Annotated in this window: 10 protein-coding genes, 3 tRNA genes, 3 rRNA genes and 1 other annotated feature; of the genes, 4 read left to right on the top strand and 12 right to left on the bottom strand. The window is 46.1% G+C overall.

Features of this window, described 5'->3' with window-relative positions:
- Nucleotides 1-112: 112 nt before the first annotated feature.
- From mepA to rluD, 10 genes are all read right to left on the bottom strand, one after another.
- Nucleotides 113-952: a penicillin-insensitive murein endopeptidase gene (mepA, locus tag vsple_RS02795; RefSeq protein WP_261883112.1), complete on the bottom strand. Its 840-nt coding sequence runs from the start codon at nt 950-952 to the stop codon at nt 113-115.
- Between the two features lie 878 nt (nt 953-1830).
- A tRNA-Trp gene (locus vsple_RS02790) sits at nt 1831-1907 on the bottom strand.
- Nucleotides 1908-1943: 36 nt separating this feature from the next.
- Nucleotides 1944-2020: transfer RNA gene (locus tag vsple_RS02785), tRNA-Asp, on the bottom strand.
- Between the two features lie 77 nt (nt 2021-2097).
- A 5S ribosomal RNA gene (gene rrf, locus vsple_RS02780) occupies nt 2098-2213 on the bottom strand.
- 119 nt (nt 2214-2332) lie between these two features.
- A 23S ribosomal RNA gene (locus vsple_RS02775) occupies nt 2333-5223 on the bottom strand.
- A gap of 429 nt (nt 5224-5652) precedes the next feature.
- A tRNA-Ser gene (locus vsple_RS02770) sits at nt 5653-5728 on the bottom strand.
- Nucleotides 5729-5806: 78 nt separating this feature from the next.
- Nucleotides 5807-7358 (bottom strand): 16S ribosomal RNA (locus vsple_RS02765).
- The 16S, 23S and 5S rRNA genes sit together here with 3 tRNA genes alongside, the layout of an rRNA operon.
- Before the next feature lie 526 nt (nt 7359-7884).
- Nucleotides 7885-10458: an ATP-dependent chaperone ClpB gene (gene clpB, locus vsple_RS02760; RefSeq protein ID WP_261882611.1), complete on the bottom strand. Its 2574-nt coding sequence runs from the start codon at nt 10456-10458 to the stop codon at nt 7885-7887.
- Nucleotides 10459-10573: 115 nt separating this feature from the next.
- Nucleotides 10574-11314: a peptidoglycan editing factor PgeF gene (gene pgeF / locus vsple_RS02755; RefSeq protein ID WP_261882610.1), complete on the bottom strand. Its 741-nt coding sequence runs from the start codon at nt 11312-11314 to the stop codon at nt 10574-10576.
- Nucleotides 11315-11316: 2 nt separating this feature from the next.
- Nucleotides 11317-12291 (bottom strand): 23S rRNA pseudouridine(1911/1915/1917) synthase RluD, encoded by a 975-nt coding sequence (rluD, locus tag vsple_RS02750; RefSeq protein ID WP_239841518.1) that lies wholly within the window; start codon nt 12289-12291, stop codon nt 11317-11319.
- Nucleotides 12292-12429: 138 nt separating this feature from the next.
- Here rluD and vsple_RS02745 point away from each other — a divergent pair, with 138 nt between their 5' ends.
- The 4 genes from vsple_RS02745 (at nt 12430) to yjjX (ending at nt 16098) form a co-directional block, all read left to right on the top strand.
- Nucleotides 12430-13158 carry an outer membrane protein assembly factor BamD gene (locus vsple_RS02745; RefSeq protein ID WP_255231402.1) on the top strand — a complete coding sequence of 243 codons (729 nt, stop codon included), beginning with the start codon at nt 12430-12432 and terminating at the stop codon, nt 13156-13158.
- Nucleotides 13159-13654: 496 nt separating this feature from the next.
- A complete protein-coding gene (gene hpf / locus vsple_RS02740) occupies nt 13655-13990 on the top strand; it encodes a ribosome hibernation-promoting factor, HPF/YfiA family (protein ID WP_255231403.1) in 336 nt (111 codons plus the stop codon).
- A gap of 111 nt (nt 13991-14101) precedes the next feature.
- Nucleotides 14102-14223, top strand: a sequence feature (Phe leader region).
- Between the two features lie 12 nt (nt 14224-14235).
- The gene (gene pheA / locus vsple_RS02735) at nt 14236-15411 is read left to right on the top strand and encodes a prephenate dehydratase (RefSeq protein ID WP_255231404.1); all 1176 of its coding nucleotides are present in this window, start codon (nt 14236-14238) and stop codon (nt 15409-15411) included.
- Between the two features lie 162 nt (nt 15412-15573).
- Nucleotides 15574-16098, top strand: coding sequence for an inosine/xanthosine triphosphatase (gene yjjX, locus vsple_RS02730; protein WP_261882609.1), 525 nt, complete (start codon nt 15574-15576; stop codon nt 16096-16098).
- 107 nt (nt 16099-16205) lie between these two features.
- Here yjjX and trpR read toward each other — a convergent pair whose 3' ends face one another.
- Both trpR and sltY read right to left on the bottom strand, forming a co-directional pair.
- A complete protein-coding gene (gene trpR, locus vsple_RS02725; protein WP_261882608.1) occupies nt 16206-16499 on the bottom strand; it encodes a trp operon repressor in 294 nt (97 codons plus the stop codon).
- A gap of 142 nt (nt 16500-16641) precedes the next feature.
- Complete coding sequence (sltY, locus tag vsple_RS02720; protein ID WP_261882607.1) at nt 16642-18591, bottom strand: murein transglycosylase; 1950 nt, start codon at nt 18589-18591, stop codon at nt 16642-16644.
- Nucleotides 18592-18599: the final 8 nt, after the last annotated feature.

The following is an 18599-nucleotide window of genomic DNA, read 5'->3' as shown; positions in this document are numbered from 1 at the left end:
AGATTAAATATCAAACGATATTCTTATTTACTCTCTACTCACTCTAGACAAAAGTGTGACATTTCTCCAGTTTCTGACGCTAATCAGAAACTAGTAATTTTGTTTGAGGTGCTCAATTAGCAATGACAGTTGAGCAATATGTTGGCATCACCTTTTTTTTCTTTGGTTTTGATTTCACTATTTTCTTCAGTGGAGGTACAGGAATCTGTTTCGGCGCCCAACTCGCTAGCTCATAGCCACACCCATCCCCTTCCGGCGGCGCTTTTTGCTCGACGCAACGAGTCGCATCTTCAGGGCAATGTAGACGGACATGAAAATGCGAATGATGGCCCCACCAAGGTCTTATTTTTCCAAGCCAATTGCGCTCATCATTTTGTGCTGATTCTTGATCGCACAGTGCTTGCTTTATAACAGGGTGAACAAAGATACGGGCAACATTAGGATCTTTTGCCGCGTATCTAAGAACTTCAAAGTGATTATCTTGCCAGTTTGAGGTACGTAACTTGTAGTTAGTTAAGTCAACCACGCTTATCGGAGTGGGAACCGCAAGTTGATTCAAAGAGAGGTTTTTATTATTCAGCCTTAACCAGATGTCAATATCTAACCCTGTTTGATGACTCGAATGGCCTGAAGAAAATCGCCCCCCACGAGGGAGTGAAATATCGCCAATCATCAGTACTTGATTAAGATTATCATTGACGGTCTTTCCAAGTGCTTCTACAAACCTAATCGCATCGGTATGACCGTAGTATCGCTTTCTCTGAGGACGTATAACCTGGTAACCCACACCTTCTAGAGGTAACGCCTGTGCACCATCCAAGCACCCGTTAGCGTAGGAGCCTATTGAGCTAGTTTGATTACTTGTAGGGCTATCCACCCCTTCCCATTGAGTTGGGACAGCTTGTGATGACGTACATAGTAAGAGCGATAACAAACCACTCCCCCACTTCATTTGCATCCCTTACTCCTTTCACCAATCTTACCATAAAGTCAGCCCGTGATTATGAGCATAGCTGAATATCATAAAAACAAAATCTAACAACGAACTTATACGAGCAAAATTGGGCTCAGAGCTCCTTCTTTGTTGATAAGTAGGGAATAGATACGTGGTATTCAGTTCGTAATGGTAGGCGCCGATCTAAATTTATAGAGAGAGGGAGAGGTTTAATTGGAGTAACAGGATAGCTTCTATCACTTGGAGATAGCGATCTACCTCAGCACCAGAAAGTAAAAAGGCTCTAGTCTTTCGACTAGAGCCTTAGATATGGCAGGGGTGGAGAGAGTCGACTGGGCTGGGACTCCAGCTCCCAACACGCGCGCTTTTGGTAGTAGCAGAATCCGCAGCTCTTTTCTTCCGCCAAATAATACCAATCACAGTAAGTAAGTGATCAAAAATAGCGCAGGAAAAAGGCTTGAGAGCAAGGCAGAATTTTTCGATAAATAGTTATTCTACAATCAAAAATTCTAACGCAGTTATCGAGCGTTTTAACAAGCTAGGGTGAGCAATTAATTACTACGATTGGTATAAAAAGGCTCTAGTCTTTCGACTAGAGCCTTGGATATGGCAGGGGTGGAGAGATTCGACTGGGCTGGCACTCCAGCTCCCAATACGCGCGCTTTTGGTAGTGGCAGAATCCGCAGCTCTTTTCTTCCGCTAAAGAAAAAGGCTCCAGTCTTTCGACTAGAGCCTTGGATATAGCAGGGGTGAAGAGATTCGGCTGGGCTGGCACTCCAGCTCCCAACACGCGCAGTTTTGGTAGTGGCAGAATCCGCTGCTCTTTTCTTCCGCCAAAGAAAAAGGCTCCAGTCTTTCAACTAGAGCCTTAGATATGGCAGGGGTGGAGAGATTCGAACTCCCAACACGCGGATTTGGAATCCGCTGCTCTGCCAATTGGAGCTACACCCCTGTAGTTGTTTTAAAGACTTAACTTTGTCTGAATAAGTGGCGGAGTGGACGGGACTCGAACCCGCGACCCCCGGCGTGACAGGCCGGTATTCTAACCAACTGAACTACCACTCCGCAGTGGCTTACTTGCTTTGAGCAAGTGTCCATACTTTTTGTCTTCACTTTTTCATAAAAAGTGAAAATAAATAGGAGCCTGGCGATGTCCTACTCTCACATGGGGAAGCCCCACACTACCATCGGCGCTATTGCGTTTCACTTCTGAGTTCGGCATGGAATCAGGTGGGTCCACAACGCTATGGTCGCCAAGCAAATTCTTTCTTTTCTGATTTTCTTTCAGAAAAGTAATCTGGAAAGCTGTTTCTTGTTCTCTTCAAACTCATTCAAGCGTTTGTATCTTTGAGTCCATCAAAACCCCTTGGGTGTTGTATGGTTAAGCCTCACGGGCAATTAGTACAGGTTAGCTCAACGCCTCACAGCGCTTACACACCCTGCCTATCAACGTTCTAGTCTTGAACAACCCTTTAGGACACTTAAAGTGCCAGGGAAGACTCATCTCAGGGCTCGCTTCCCGCTTAGATGCTTTCAGCGGTTATCGATTCCGAACTTAGCTACCGGGCAATGCCATTGGCATGACAACCCGAACACCAGAGGTTCGTCCACTCCGGTCCTCTCGTACTAGGAGCAGCCCCCTTCAATCTTCCAACGCCCACGGCAGATAGGGACCGAACTGTCTCACGACGTTCTAAACCCAGCTCGCGTACCACTTTAAATGGCGAACAGCCATACCCTTGGGACCGACTTCAGCCCCAGGATGTGATGAGCCGACATCGAGGTGCCAAACACCGCCGTCGATATGAACTCTTGGGCGGTATCAGCCTGTTATCCCCGGAGTACCTTTTATCCGTTGAGCGATGGCCCTTCCATTCAGAACCACCGGATCACTATGACCTGCTTTCGCACCTGCTCGAATTGTCATTCTCGCAGTCAAGCGGGCTTATGCCATTGCACTAACCTCACGATGTCCAACCGTGATTAGCCCACCTTCGTGCTCCTCCGTTACTCTTTGGGAGGAGACCGCCCCAGTCAAACTACCCACCAGGCACTGTCCGTAATCCCGATTCAGGGACCAACGTTAGAACATCAACACTACAAGGGTGGTATTTCAAGGACGACTCCACCACATCTAGCGACGCGGTTTCAAAGTCTCCCACCTATCCTACACATGTAGGGTCAATGTTCAGTGCCAAGCTGTAGTAAAGGTTCACGGGGTCTTTCCGTCTAGCCGCGGGTACACTGCATCTTCACAGCGATTTCAATTTCACTGAGTCTCGGGTGGAGACAGCGTGGCCATCATTACGCCATTCGTGCAGGTCGGAACTTACCCGACAAGGAATTTCGCTACCTTAGGACCGTTATAGTTACGGCCGCCGTTTACCGGGGCTTCGATCAAGAGCTTCGACCGAAGTCTAACCCCATCAATTAACCTTCCGGCACCGGGCAGGCGTCACACCGTATACGTCATCTTACGATTTTGCACAGTGCTGTGTTTTTAATAAACAGTTGCAGCCACCTGGTATCTGCGACTCTCGTCAGCTCCATCCGCGAGGGACTTCACCGATAAGAGCGTACCTTCTCCCGAAGTTACGGTACCATTTTGCCTAGTTCCTTCACCCGAGTTCTCTCAAGCGCCTTGGTATTCTCTACCCGACCACCTGTGTCGGTTTGGGGTACGATTCCTTACAATCTGAAGCTTAGAGGCTTTTCCTGGAAGCATGGCATCAATGACTTCACCACCGTAGTGGCTCGACATCGTATCTCAGCGTTAAGAAAGTCCGGATTTACCTAAACCTTCCGCCTACGTACTTGAACCTGGACAACCGTCGCCAGGCCCACCTAGCCTTCTCCGTCCCCCCATCGCAATTGTAAGAAGTACGGGAATATTAACCCGTTTCCCATCGACTACGCCTTTCGGCCTCGCCTTAGGGGTCGACTTACCCTGCCCCGATTAACGTTGGACAGGAACCCTTGGTCTTCCGGCGAGGGAGTTTTTCACTCCCTTTATCGTTACTCATGTCAGCATTCGCACTTCTGATACCTCCAGCAGCCCTTACAGACCACCTTCAACGGCTTACAGAACGCTCCCCTACCCCGCACACTAAAGTGTGCAGCCGCAGCTTCGGTGTATAGCTTAGCCCCGTTACATCTTCCGCGCAGGCCGACTCGACCAGTGAGCTATTACGCTTTCTTTAAATGATGGCTGCTTCTAAGCCAACATCCTGGCTGTCTGAGCCTTCCCACATCGTTTCCCACTTAGCTATACTTTGGGACCTTAGCTGGCGGTCTGGGTTGTTTCCCTCTCCACGACGGACGTTAGCACCCGCCGTGTGTCTCCCGGATAGTACTTACTGGTATTCGGAGTTTGCAAAGGGTTGGTAAGTCGGGATGACCCCCTAGCCTTAACAGTGCTCTACCCCCAGTAGTATTCGTCCGAGGCGCTACCTAAATAGCTTTCGGGGAGAACCAGCTATCTCCAGGTTTGATTGGCCTTTCACCCCTAGCCACAAGTCATCCGCTAATTTTTCAACATTAGTCGGTTCGGTCCTCCAGTTGATGTTACTCAACCTTCAACCTGCCCATGGCTAGATCACCTGGTTTCGGGTCTATATCCAGAGACTGAACGCCCAGTTAAGACTCGGTTTCCCTACGGCTCCCCTAAACGGTTAACCTTGCCACTGAATATAAGTCGCTGACCCATTATACAAAAGGTACGCAGTCACACCACGAAGGTGCTCCTACTGCTTGTACGTACACGGTTTCAGGTTCTATTTCACTCCCCTCACAGGGGTTCTTTTCGCCTTTCCCTCACGGTACTGGTTCACTATCGGTCAGTCAGTAGTATTTAGCCTTGGAGGATGGTCCCCCCATATTCAGACAGGATATCACGTGTCCCGCCCTACTCGATTTCACTGATTATGATGTGTCGGTTACGGGGCTATCACCCTTTATTGCGGCACTTTCCAGAGCCTTCACCTGCATCATTAAAAGCTTAAGGGCTAATCCAATTTCGCTCGCCGCTACTTTCGGAATCTCGGTTGATTTCTCTTCCTCGGGGTACTTAGATGTTTCAGTTCCCCCGGTTTGCCTCTTGTTGCTATGTATTCACAACAAGATACTTACTTATGTAAGTGGGTTTCCCCATTCGGAAATCCCAGACTCAAAAGGTTTTTACTACCTAATCTGGGCTTATCGCAAGTTAATACGTCCTTCATCGCCTCTGACTGCCAAGGCATCCACCGTGTACGCTTAGTCACTTAACCATACAACCCGAAGAAGTTTCGAGTTGATGACTTATTTGCTTTCACTTGCTTATTTGATTTCACTTTAAAAAGTGAAGACAAATGGCAGTGAAGACAAAACAGCAACCAAGGTTTTGGTTGTAACAAGAAGGGTTAGTTCTTATTACGTGTTTGCCGGACTCAATGGTGAATCAATGTAAACATTGATTCGAATACAAGACACTTGAATGTGTTTGTGTTGTGTTTATACCTTTCTTATTAACTAAGAAAGGATAAACATTGAGAACTTTTAAATTTGATTAACTTAATCACAGCCTTGAGCTGTTTGATTTCACTTTTTAAAGTGAAAACCAATTAAGTAATCAGTCAGCTTTCCAAATTGTTAAAGAGCTAATCACTTCTTAATGAAGTAACCATTTTTAAAGATTCTTAAGGAAGAACACTTAAAGATGGTGGAGCTAATCGGGATCGAACCGATGACCTCTTCGCTTCCAGCGAAGCGCTCTCCCAGCTGAGCTATAGCCCCATCTGGAAAAGTATTTCCTTACTCTAACTTTCTAAACCGTATCAATCTGTGTGGACACTTATCGTGAATATCTTCGTATAAGGAGGTGATCCAGCCCCAGGTTCCCCTAGGGCTACCTTGTTACGACTTCACCCCAGTCATGAACCACAAAGTGGTGAGCGTCCTCCCGAAGGTTAAACTACCCACTTCTTTTGCAGCCCACTCCCATGGTGTGACGGGCGGTGTGTACAAGGCCCGGGAACGTATTCACCGTAGCATTCTGATCTACGATTACTAGCGATTCCGACTTCATGGAGTCGAGTTGCAGACTCCAATCCGGACTACGACGCACTTTTTGGGATTCGCTCACTCTCGCAAGTTGGCCGCCCTCTGTATGCGCCATTGTAGCACGTGTGTAGCCCTACTCGTAAGGGCCATGATGACTTGACGTCGTCCCCACCTTCCTCCGGTTTATCACCGGCAGTCTCCCTGGAGTTCCCACCCGAAGTGCTGGCAAACAAGGATAAGGGTTGCGCTCGTTGCGGGACTTAACCCAACATTTCACAACACGAGCTGACGACAGCCATGCAGCACCTGTCTCAGAGTTCCCGAAGGCACCAATCCATCTCTGGAAAGTTCTCTGGATGTCAAGAGTAGGTAAGGTTCTTCGCGTTGCATCGAATTAAACCACATGCTCCACCGCTTGTGCGGGCCCCCGTCAATTCATTTGAGTTTTAATCTTGCGACCGTACTCCCCAGGCGGTCTACTTAACGCGTTAGCTCCGAAAGCCACGGCTCAAGGCCACAACCTCCAAGTAGACATCGTTTACGGCGTGGACTACCAGGGTATCTAATCCTGTTTGCTCCCCACGCTTTCGCATCTGAGTGTCAGTATCTGTCCAGGGGGCCGCCTTCGCCACTGGTATTCCTTCAGATCTCTACGCATTTCACCGCTACACCTGAAATTCTACCCCCCTCTACAGTACTCTAGTTTGCCAGTTTCAAATGCAGTTCCGAGGTTGAGCCCCGGGCTTTCACATCTGACTTAACAAACCACCTGCATGCGCTTTACGCCCAGTAATTCCGATTAACGCTCGCACCCTCCGTATTACCGCGGCTGCTGGCACGGAGTTAGCCGGTGCTTCTTCTGCAGCTAACGTCAAGAAATGCCGCTATTAACGACACCCCCTTCCTCACTGCTGAAAGTACTTTACAACCCGAAGGCCTTCTTCATACACGCGGCATGGCTGCATCAGGCTTGCGCCCATTGTGCAATATTCCCCACTGCTGCCTCCCGTAGGAGTCTGGACCGTGTCTCAGTTCCAGTGTGGCTGATCATCCTCTCAGACCAGCTAGGGATCGTCGCCTTGGTGAGCCATTACCTCACCAACTAGCTAATCCCACCTAGGCATATCTTGACGCGAGAGGCCCGAAGGTCCCCCTCTTTGGCCCGTAGGCATCATGCGGTATTAGCCATCGTTTCCAATGGTTATCCCCCACATCAAGGCAATTTCCTAGGCATTACTCACCCGTCCGCCGCTCGACGCCGTTATCGTTCCCCGAAGGTTCAGATAACTCGTTTCCGCTCGACTTGCATGTGTTAGGCCTGCCGCCAGCGTTCAATCTGAGCCATGATCAAACTCTTCAATTTAAGATTTTGTCGACTCAATGAATACTGATTCTATCTAACGATAGTGAATTGACTGTGCTAAGACCGAAGTCTTAATTGGTCACTCAGTTCATTGAAATCATTTTGATTCCGAAGAATCTGTTTGCCTTTGCTTTTAAAAACGAAAACAAACTTAGTGATATTCATCAACGAGTGCCCACACAGATTGATAGGTTTAAATTGTTAAAGAGCTTACTTCTAAAGTTCCGCTTGGAGCCTCTCGAAGTGGACGGCCATTCTAGCGAATTAGCTTTCAGTGTCAAACACTTTTTATCGCTAATTTTTCAAAGCATCTTAAATGCTTAATACCGTCTTAATTGCTTTGTTCAAACCACTTGATTATCCCTGACAACGGAGGCGCATTATAGAGACAAATCCCCACTGCACAAGAGAAAATTCCAAATAAAATCGCTTTTGCGAATCGTTCGAACACAAAGCAGACAAATCGCGCAAAATAAAAGCGAACCAAGCCGTTTTACTTGGTTCGCTCTTTAAATCGCTCTAGTTTTTATTGATGAGCAACGATTCGATCGTTATGGACTAACAGCTGAACTTTTTTGTCTGGATTCACTTTACCGGCCAATATCGCTTTCGCTAGCGGGTTTTCAACACTCTGCTGAATCGCTCGTTTCAATGGTCTTGCACCGTAAACTGGGTCAAAGCCAACTTGAGCAATCAACTCTAACGCTTTGTCTGAAACCTCAAGCTCATAACCGTTTTCTTCCATTCGCTTGCTCAGGTGTGTTAACTGAATAGAGGCAATCGACTTAATATGTTCTTGCCCTAGCGGGTGGAACACAACACTTTCATCAACACGGTTCAAAAACTCTGGTCTGAAATGCTTACTCACCACTTCCATTACTTCATTCTTAATTCCCTGGTAATCCAGAGCCGCGAAGTTCTCTTGAATTCTCGAAGAACCAAGGTTTGACGTCATAATAACGACTGTATTTCTGAAATCGACAGTTCGACCCTGTCCATCAGTAAGACGACCATCATCCAGTACCTGAAGTAGAATGTTGAAGACGTCCGGATGTGCCTTTTCCACTTCATCTAGTAAGATTACCGAATAAGGCTTACGTCTTACCGCTTCAGTTAAATAGCCACCTTCTTCATAGCCAACATAACCAGGAGGAGCACCAACTAAACGAGCTACCGAATGTTTTTCCATGAATTCAGACATATCAATCCGAACCATAGCATCGTCACTATCGAACATAAAACTCGCTAAGGTTTTACACAACTCTGTTTTACCAACACCAGTCGGCCCCAAAAATAGGAATGAGCCAATTGGTTTGTTTGGGTCAGAAAGCCCAGCTCGACTGCGACGAATGGCATTGGCCACGACCTCTACGGCTTCAGTCTGACCAATAACGCGCTTATGAAGTACCGACTCCATTTGTAGTAACTTCTCTTTTTCAGCCTCGAGCATCTTCGAAACCGGAATACCCGTTTGCTTTGATAAAACTTCAGCGATTTCAGCATCCGTGACCTTGTTTTTTAAAAGTGTCATTTCTTGCATTTCTGCTTGAGTAGCAAGGTCTAACTGTTTTTCCAATTCGGGGATACGACCATACTGAAGTTCAGACATACGGTTTAGATCACCAGCACGACGTGCAAAGTCCATATCCATGCGAGCCTGTTCTAGCTCTGACTTAATATGTTGGGTGCCAGATAGTGCCGCTTTTTCTGCATTCCACACTTCTTCCAACTCAGCAAATTCACGCTCTTTCTCAAGCAATTCATTTTCTAAAGTTTTAAGACGCTTTTCACTGGCATCATCATTCTCATTGGTCAGCGCTTGCTGTTCAATCTTAAGTTGAATAATTTTACGCTCCAGTTTATCCAGAGATTCTGGCTTGGAGTCGATCTGCATACGAATACTTGATGCCGCTTCATCAATGAGGTCGATAGCTTTGTCTGGCAGTTGGCGGTCTGATACGTATCGGTGTGACAGACTCGCTGCCGCAACAATCGCAGGATCAGTGATCTCAACATGATGGTGCAGTTCGTAACGCTCTTTTAGACCACGCAGGATTGCCACGGTATCTTCAACTGTTGGTTCATCCACCAGCACTTTTTGGAAGCGACGCTCCAATGCCGGGTCTTTCTCTATATATTGGCGGTACTCATCCAACGTAGTAGCACCAACACAGTGAAGTTCGCCGCGGGCCAAAGCTGGTTTGAGCATATTGCCCGCATCCATAGAGCCTTCGCCTTTACCGGCACCAACCATGGTATGAATCTCGTCGATAAAGAGGATGACGTTACCCTCTTCTTTCGATAGCTCATTAAGGACCGATTTCAAGCGTTCCTCAAATTCACCACGATATTTAGCACCCGCTACAAGTGAGCCCATATCAAGAGACAACACGCGACGACCACGTAGCCCTTCTGGCACTTCATTATTAATGATGCGCTGAGCGAGTCCTTCAACAATGGCCGTTTTACCCACACCAGGCTCACCGATAATCACCGGATTATTCTTAGTACGACGTTGCAGCACTTGAATAGTGCGACGAATTTCGTCATCACGACCAATTACCGGATCGAGTTTACCTTGCTCCGCACGCTCGGTAAGGTCTATCGTAAACTTCTCCAAAGCTTGACGTTTATCTTCTGCATTTGGATCATCGACTTTCTGACCACCTCGGATCTGCTCAATAGCTTGAGACAGTTTTTGCTCGGTTAAACCAAGCTCTTTGAGCAAGTTGCCGAGCGGACCACGGTCTTCAATTGCTGCAAGTAGGAAGATCTCAGAAGAGATGTAGGTATCTTTCCGTTTTTGAGCGACCTTGTCACATAGGTTGAACAAAGTACCCATTGCACTTGATAACTGTACATCTCCCCCGATACCACTCACTTTTGGCACGCGATCAAGAATCTCACTCAATTTAGAGCGCAGCTGAACAACATCAATGTTCAACATGGTAAGCAGTGGACGAATCGCACTACCATCTTGGTTTAATAGCGACACCATTAGGTGTACAGGTTCAATGTATTGGTGATCACGACCTAATGCGAGAGACTGAGCATCAGATATCGCAATTTGAAATTTACTGGTGAATCGATCGAGACGCATTCCAACCTTCCTACTTTAGATATGTTTATCTTATGAATAGAAGATGGATACGGTATCGATTATTTTCAAGGGGAAGGAAGTGAACTATCACGCAGAAAGTTCACTGTTTTTGCGATTAATCTAGCCAGATGAAGGTGGCTTGACGCCCTGTTACTCCATCGCGGCGATAGGAGTAAAAATGATCAGGGTCAGCGTAAGTACACAGATTACAATCAAAAACTTGCGTCACACCAACATTAGCAAGGCGTTGAGTTGCTAATTGAGACATATTCGCCAACCACTTCTGATTGTTTGGTGTGGCACGAAACGCCTGCTCTGCCTTTTTGTCAAAGCCAACAAAAGCATCCAAAACATCTTGGCCCACTTCGAAAGCCTCTTGACCAATAGCTGGCCCTAACCAAGCCAATAAAGGATTACTGTCATCAATATTAGTGAACTTAGCCACGGCGTTTTCGACAATCCCACCCGCTAAGCCGCGCCAACCAGCATGAACCGCAGCAACTTGAGTGCCCTTACTGTCCGTTAACAGCACTGGCAGACAGTCTGCCGTCATCGCAGATAACACAACACCTTGTTGAGTAGTAAAACTGCCATCTGCATCGAGAATCTTGGAAGTTGGCTCAAAGACTGAAACAACATCGGTTGAATGAGTCTGGTTAAGCCAAACAGGTGCGCTCGGCATCTGAGTTTGTTGCTGTAACCAGTCTCGATTCTTTTGCACCAGGTTAATGTCATCCCCAACGTGACTGCCCAAATTCAGACCTTGATACTGAGCCTGCGAAAAACCATCGACTCGAGTTGAGGCAAAGGCTTTGACATTATTAGGGGCGTTCCAATTCGGGATAATCATCGTCATGGTTAGATGTCGTCTTCTTTATTGTCTCGTGCGTCAACGCGCAGCGCTTCTGCCATTACAATCATATCTTGTGGAACAGGAGCGTGGAACTCCATCTCTTCACCAGTGATTGGGTGCTCAAAACGAAGCATTACCGCGTGAAGCGCTTGACGATCAAATGAACGGATCATTTGTGTTAATTCTTCAGAGGCACCTTTAGGGATTCGAGCACGGCCACCATATGCCAAGTCACCTAAAAGCGGGTGCTGTAGGTAAGACATGTGTACACGGATTTGGTGAGTACGACCCGTTTCTAGACGTAGGCGAATACGCGTGTGCTCACGGAAGTGTTCAGCAACACGGTAGTGAGTGATCGCAGGTTTGCCCAACTCGTTCACTGCCATTAGCGTACGTTTAGTAGAGTGGCGACCAATCGGTTTTTCAACCATACCACCCGCTGTCATTTTACCGATCGCAATCGCTTCGTATTCGCGAGTAATACGGCGCTTTGATAGAGCTCGAACTAGACGCGTTTGTGCTGGTACTGTTTTCGCCACCACCATTAGGCCAGTAGTGTCTTTATCAAGACGATGAACAATACCTGCACGCGGTACTTCTGCGATTTGAGGGTAATGGTGTAGGAGCGCGTTTAGCACGGTTCCATCCGGCGTACCTGCACCTGGGTGTACAACAAAATCGCGAGGTTTGTTGATCACCAATAAGTCGTCATCTTCGTACACGATATCCAAAGGAATATCTTGTGCTTCCCAGCGCTCTTCATCTTCAAGTTCAGCTTGTAAGATGATCTCTTCACCGCCCATAACCTTGATACGAGGTTTAGTAACAACTTCGCCATCCACTTGGATTTTGCCGTCAAGAAGCCACTCTTTAATGCGAGAGCGAGAAAAATCGGTAAAGAGTTCAGCAACAGCTTGGTCTAAACGTTGACCTAACTGGCTGCTTTTTACTGTATCTGTTAATGTGATCTGCTGAGCCATATCGAACTTTTTTAAAAACCGTGAGACTAATACCCATTAGTATGGATAAAATAGATTAATTGCATCATTGTATCTGTTACTGGTTAGAAAGTAACGGAAGCAAACAAAATATTTAAATTCAAGGAATCGACGCCTGACATGAAACACCTCACTTTATCGGGTCTATTAGCTGTATCACTGTTAGTTGGTTGTAGTAGCAGTGAAGAGATCGTCCCAGATGTACCGCCATCGGTTCTCTATTCTGATGCACAAGAATCGCTACAAAGTGGTAGCTGGTTATCTGCGATTGAAAAACTAGAAGCGCTGGACTCGCGTTACCCATTCGGTGCGTACTCAGAACAAGTACAGCTAGACCTTATCTACGCTTACTACAAGAACGATGACCTAGCGCTAGGACTGGCGACCATTTCACGATTCTTACGTTTAAACCCAACGCATGAAAAGCAAGACTGGGTTTTATACATGCGCGGGTTAACGCACATGGCGCAAGACCGTAACTTCATGCACGATCTGTTCAATATCGATCGTAGCGACCGCGACCCTGAGCCGGTGAAACTCGCTTTTGCTGATTTTAAGAAGCTACTAGAGCGTTTCCCTGCAAGCCCTTACGCGGAAGATGCACAGAAACGTATGTTCGCGCTGAAAAACCGTTTAGCAGAGTATGACTTAGCAACGGCTGATTTCTATCTTCGTCGTGAGGCGTGGATTGCTGCAATCAACCGTACACAAGAGCTGCAGAAAACCTATCCAGATACCATTGCTGCACGTAAATCTTTAGAGATCCAGTTAGAAGCTTACAAGCAACTCGGTCTTGAAGATGCTGTAGCAAGAACGGAAAAGTTGATTGAGCTAAACCCTATTCCGTAGCCAACCTCCCGTATCTGTCTGATAGAAAAGCACACCTTATGTGGTGTGCTTTTTTTGAACTGTGCATACCAACTGATGGTGATGTTAGTAAGACGAAGGGCAAGTTCACTACTCTATGAATTTATCCATAAACACCAAAAAGCCGCTTGAGATCGTACTCAAGCGGCTTTTTAAATTTGACAGATTTTCGGGGAACACCTTGATGCGACATAGATCACAAAACAACACTGTTTAATTATTCGCCGCACACCTTTTAAGGGCTGTAAGATTTCCCTAAAAACTGAAGTAATTTTTAGCGAACCCTTGGGTTCAATTTATCCTTTTTATTATTGAGAACAAGCATTTTTCTCGAAAAACATAACGATTTTTGCGTGAGATCACATTTGATTTCAATCTTAAAAAACCACCACCAAAACTAGATCTAGATCACATTCTTTCCCACCCAAAAACGTAATCTGGAGTTAACCCATGAGGGATACAACAGAGGAAAACTTCTATGAAAATGAATATCACTGGTAAGAATATTGACATCACCTCTGCAATCCGTGAGCACATTGAAAGTAAATTTAAGAAGTTAGAAAAATGGCAAGTAGACATCATCGGCTGCCAAGCAAGCTTTAGTGAAGAGCCTAACAAGAAGAAGAAATTTGAAGCGGTTATTACCGTACCGAAAGGCCAGCTTGTTGCTTCATCAATCCATGATGACCTATATGTTGCCGTTAATGAGGTGGAACAAAAATTAGAACGACAACTGAATAAGCTAAGACACAAACCTGAAGCTCGCCGAGCTGAAAAGCCTCAGATTGAAGAGCTAGAAGCTGAAGTAGAATAAGAGAAATAAAAGGATTCGAAGATAGCGCCAATACGGCGCTATTTTTTTGCTTGACGCTTTTCGTTCGCTTGCTTATTGTGTTTAAACATTCAAAAAACAAACCATTTTTATGCACACTCAAACTCTGTTTATTTTTGACTTCTTTTTCCTTCCGTAAATCGGAGGCTAAGTCGTTTTAGAAAAACAAGTCAAAAACGAACAGAAAGCCTCCCACTCAAGGGAGGCTTTTTTATAAGGACCCATTTATGACTGACCAACCCATTTCGCTTGATGAAATTCGCCTTCGCTTAAATGATCTTGATGATCAGCTTCTAAGCTTACTCTCTGAACGTCGCAAACTCAGTATTGAGGTGGCTAAAAGCAAAGTAGAGACATCAAAGCCAGTTCGAGATGCCGTTCGTGAACAACAGCTACTGGTGAAGCTGATCGGGAATGGAAAAGAGAAGTACGACCTAGATGCTCAGTACATCACTAAACTGTTTCATACCATCATCGAAGATTCAGTACTTCTTCAACAATCTTACTTGCAGAATCTTGCCAATCCACAGAGCCGTAAACCTTTGGCTCGTGTCGCATTTCTGGGGTCAAAAGGGTCATACTCACACCTTGCAAGTCGTGAATACTTCAGTCGCCGTAACACTGAGCTAATCGAACTAAACTGCAATCACTTTAAAGAGGTCACGTCGACGGTCGAGTCTGGTCATGCTGACTACGGTGTACTTCCAATTGAAAACACCAGTTCAGGTTCTATCAACGAAGTATACGACCTACTTCAACACACAACGCTTTACATTGTGGGTGAACTATCACAACCGATTGAGCACTGCTTAGTTGCGAAAAAAGATATTCGTCTAGAAGACATCACAACCCTTTACTCTCACCCACAACCACATCAACAGTGCAGTGAGTTCTTGAGTCGTTTAAAAGGCGTGACTCTAGAGTCTTGCGCGAGCACAGCTGATGCAATGAAGAAGGTGAAAGAACTTGACGACGACACTGTCGCTGCGATCGGCAACTCCTCAAGCGGCAAGCTATATGGCCTTCAGCCAATTCAAGGCAATATTGCCAACCAAACCGAAAACCACACTCGCTTTATCGTAGTCGCGCGTAAGCCTGTTGAAGTATCAACTCAAATTCCAGCGAAAACGACTTTGATCATGTCAACCTCCCAAGAAGCGGGATCACTAGTCGAAACACTACTGATTCTACAACGCTACGGTATCAACATGACCAAGTTAGAATCACGTCCTATTATGGGTAACCCTTGGGAAGAGATGTTCTATGTGGATCTAGAGGCGCACTTGAACTCTGACAACATGCAGCAAGCAATTACCGAGCTGACGACTATTACGCGTCATTTGAAAGTATTGGGCTGCTATCCAAGCGAGAATATTAAAGCGACACAAGTTAAACTCCCCTAACCTGTGAACAAATGTTTGTTAACAGAAGCTGGTTCATAAAAGACTTATCGAAATAAAAACTAGCATAAGTAACGGCCAACTTATTAGGTCTCTGGTACAGGAGTTATCAAAGTCAATCTATGATACTTCAGTGAGAACAAACAACAGAGCAAGTGAATAATCATGAAAACAGTCATTATCGCGTCACTCAACCCAGCAAAAATAAGCGCAGTGAAAAGTGCTTTTGAAGCGGCTTTCCCACAACAAGAATTTGGCTTCAAAGGCGTGAGCGTAGCAAGTGGCGTTGCTGATCAGCCTATGAGCGATCAAGAAACCTATCAAGGTGCGGTCAATCGTGTTCACAATGCAATTCAAGCTATTCCAGATAGCGACTTCTATGTTGGATTAGAAGCCGGTATTGAAAACAATGTAACCTTTGCTTGGATGGTGATTGAATCGAACGGTCAACGCGGCGAATCCCGCTCTGCTAGCCTGATGCTACCGCCACAAGTTATTGAGAAGCTTACATACGCTAACGAGCTTGGTGATGTTATGGACGAGGTGTTTGGTACCGACAATATCAAACAGAAAGGAGGGGCTATTGGACTGCTTACCCACAATCAACTCACGCGCAGCTCGGTATACCATCAAGCACTGATCTTGGCTTTGATCCCATTTGTAAACCCGGAGCACTTCCCAAGAGATTAACCTGCCAACAAAGCGGGGGGTGACCCTGACAATCACCACAATAGAAAAGAAAGCAAAAACGCTAGCCGAGGCTAGCGTTTTTAGCTTGGACTGACGGATAAACGTTCTTATTTGAGCAACAACTGAGCAATCTCGTGCATCTCTTGTTCCGATTTGGCTTTTAGCTCGTTGGAACCGCGCGTGATGGTTGCGACGCCCACTCCCAACATTTGACTAATTTGTCGCTGAGAAAGGTCGCCTTTCATCAGTTCACACAGAATATTTACACGAGCGACCAAGGCTTCGCGTTCATCAGGAGTCATCATCATGGTCAGTAGCAGCTCATGCTGATCATTTTCAGCGGCACTCTTGACTAAATCCATCAACTCTTGCCAATTACTGTACTCTGGTTGTGGTGCCATATCCCTACACTTATCTCTTGTTATCGTTCTATTAAAACAAAGGCAGACGCGCTGCGACTGCCTTTTAATGTATACCGAAACCCTATATCGAATCCAATTTAAATAAGTATTCCATCATTCACCGCCAATTTGAGTTAGACGGTTAGTATTTTGCATCACGCTCATGAGCCGCAAGGAACTGCCCTTGCTCACCCAAGATATCTCGATAATAGGTTTCGAACATCAAGATATTTTGTACGTAACCACGTGTCTCTTTGAACGGAATCATCTCGATAAAAGCAAACACATCCAGTTTGCCATCACTTCGAGATCGCCACTGTTTCACTCGGTGTGGGCCTGCATTGTAAGCGGCTAAGGCAAAGATGCGATTGTTGTCGTATTGATTCAGCAATCCATCAAGATAATGACTACCAATCTCAATATTTTTGCCAACGTTGTACAAGTCTTCACGCCCCTGATACTTCAGCTGGTACTTTTTAGCCGTGTATTTGGCCGTCGCTGGCATAATTTGCATGATTCCACGCGCACCAACCGGGGATTTTGCCTCGCTATCCAATGCGCTCTCTTGACGCGCTAACGACATCAAAGTCACAGGGTCAATGTCATGCTTCTCAGCGTAGAAGTTGAACCACCACTTATGCGCGACAGGGAAACGCAGTTCCAAGTTATCCCACATTTTGGCAGAAATGCTCGCCGTAACAGTTAGGTGATTCCAACCTTGACGAGAGGCATACGCAGCCAGCATGGACTTCTGTTCTTTGCTTGAGTTAGCCAGCAACCAACGCCACTCACTCTTAGCCGCGGCAATTTTATCGCGTGTAATCAGTTCATCAATACGCACCAAAGCGGTCTCAAATGGCTTTACAACTTGCGAGTTATACGTCAATGACGACGTTTTATAGCGCACCGGTTCATTTAGTTGCTTGGCCGCAGCTACGCTGTAGAAATTACGCTGACCAAGGATATCAGTGAGTCGCTTAGTGCCCACAGTTTCTTGCCCCGATGCTAGCTCTGCTCTGCCGCGCCAGTACTGCCAACGAATCGAACTTTGATGTTTATCATCTAGCTTGCTAATCCAGTGCTGCAAACCAGCCCAATCTGCATGTTGAATCGCAAGGCGTGCACGACGCTCTAACAACACTTGCTTAGAAGAGGTCTCTATTGCTTGATCTCGCCAAGCCATCATCTCTTCTGAATCGGTATTGATCAGACGAAACGCCAAGTAATCAGCCAGTTGCTGAGTTTTCTCTTGTGAAAACTTCTGACCTTCAATCACTTTATCAAACGCCTTCTGTGCCGCCGTGGTATCTTTACGTGCCAACTTCTGGAAAGCGAGCTCGGTCTGCTTTTGATAAAACTCGTTCACCTTGTGTTTTTTTGCAAAGCTCGCCACCCCTTCAGGCTTACTGAACAGAGCTTTCATCTCCTTGCCTTGTTTGGCTGCCTTGTCGCTATCAAGCTGTTTAAGCAGATAGTTCATTAGCTTGCCGTTACGCTGTTCGAAAGCCAGCAACAGCCTATCAAGAATCAACTCATCACTGCGTAACCCCGCTTTATCCCAAGCTGAAAAAAGCGGGTCGCAGCTATCATCAACACCATTACCGCTCAACCATAACTGCTTCGCCCCCTTATAAGCCAAGTCATAATTTCCTTGCTCATAGTGTGCTCGGTAATAGATACACTGATACTTTTCACCGGAGGGTTCTTGAGTTTGAAATTCGAGAATCGTCGACCATTTTTTCTGCGACTCTAGTTCCGTTAAATAAGGCGCGCGAATACGGTTTGAGAATGGAAAAGCACGATTGTTCTCGATAAATGCATCAACCTCTTGTGGCGTTCGCTTGCCCAAGTCAATCATGAACGCACGATAGTCTGTGTATGGCGTTAGGGGGTATGTTCGAATTTTAGATCGCAGCTTGGCATAGAGCTCAATGTTACGATCATCCAATACGTCTTGTGCTTGGTCGTATATGTCACGCTGCATTTCTAGCTCAGAAGCACGGCTCGCCTGAGCCTCAGGAGCCAATAGCATAGAAGGCAAAACTACTGATGCAGCAACAGCAATTTTCCTATTGAGAAATCGGAAAAACATTCGCTCTT

Source organism: Vibrio pelagius, from assembly GCF_024347575.1.
GTDB classification, from domain to species: domain Bacteria; phylum Pseudomonadota; class Gammaproteobacteria; order Enterobacterales; family Vibrionaceae; genus Vibrio; species Vibrio pelagius.
Note: the sequence above shows the minus strand (reverse complement) of the source record. Positions and strands in the feature narration are given on the sequence as shown.

What these genes read in the sequence shown, in the direction of transcription:
- mepA (WP_261883112.1), bottom strand. Translation starts at nt 952, where the DNA reads ATGAAGTGGGGGAGTGGTTTGTTATCGCTCTTACTATGTACGTCATCA.
- clpB (WP_261882611.1), bottom strand. Translation starts at nt 10,458, where the DNA reads ATGCGTCTCGATCGATTCACCAGTAAATTTCAAATTGCGATATCTGAT.
- pgeF (WP_261882610.1), bottom strand. Translation starts at nt 11,314, where the DNA reads ATGACGATGATTATCCCGAATTGGAACGCCCCTAATAATGTCAAAGCC.
- rluD (WP_239841518.1), bottom strand. Translation starts at nt 12,291, where the DNA reads ATGGCTCAGCAGATCACATTAACAGATACAGTAAAAAGCAGCCAGTTA.
- vsple_RS02745 (WP_255231402.1), top strand. Translation starts at nt 12,430, where the DNA reads ATGAAACACCTCACTTTATCGGGTCTATTAGCTGTATCACTGTTAGTT.
- hpf (WP_255231403.1), top strand. Translation starts at nt 13,655, where the DNA reads ATGAAAATGAATATCACTGGTAAGAATATTGACATCACCTCTGCAATC.
- pheA (WP_255231404.1), top strand. Translation starts at nt 14,236, where the DNA reads ATGACTGACCAACCCATTTCGCTTGATGAAATTCGCCTTCGCTTAAAT.
- yjjX (WP_261882609.1), top strand. Translation starts at nt 15,574, where the DNA reads ATGAAAACAGTCATTATCGCGTCACTCAACCCAGCAAAAATAAGCGCA.
- trpR (WP_261882608.1), bottom strand. Translation starts at nt 16,499, where the DNA reads ATGGCACCACAACCAGAGTACAGTAATTGGCAAGAGTTGATGGATTTA.
- sltY (WP_261882607.1), bottom strand. Translation starts at nt 18,591, where the DNA reads ATGTTTTTCCGATTTCTCAATAGGAAAATTGCTGTTGCTGCATCAGTA.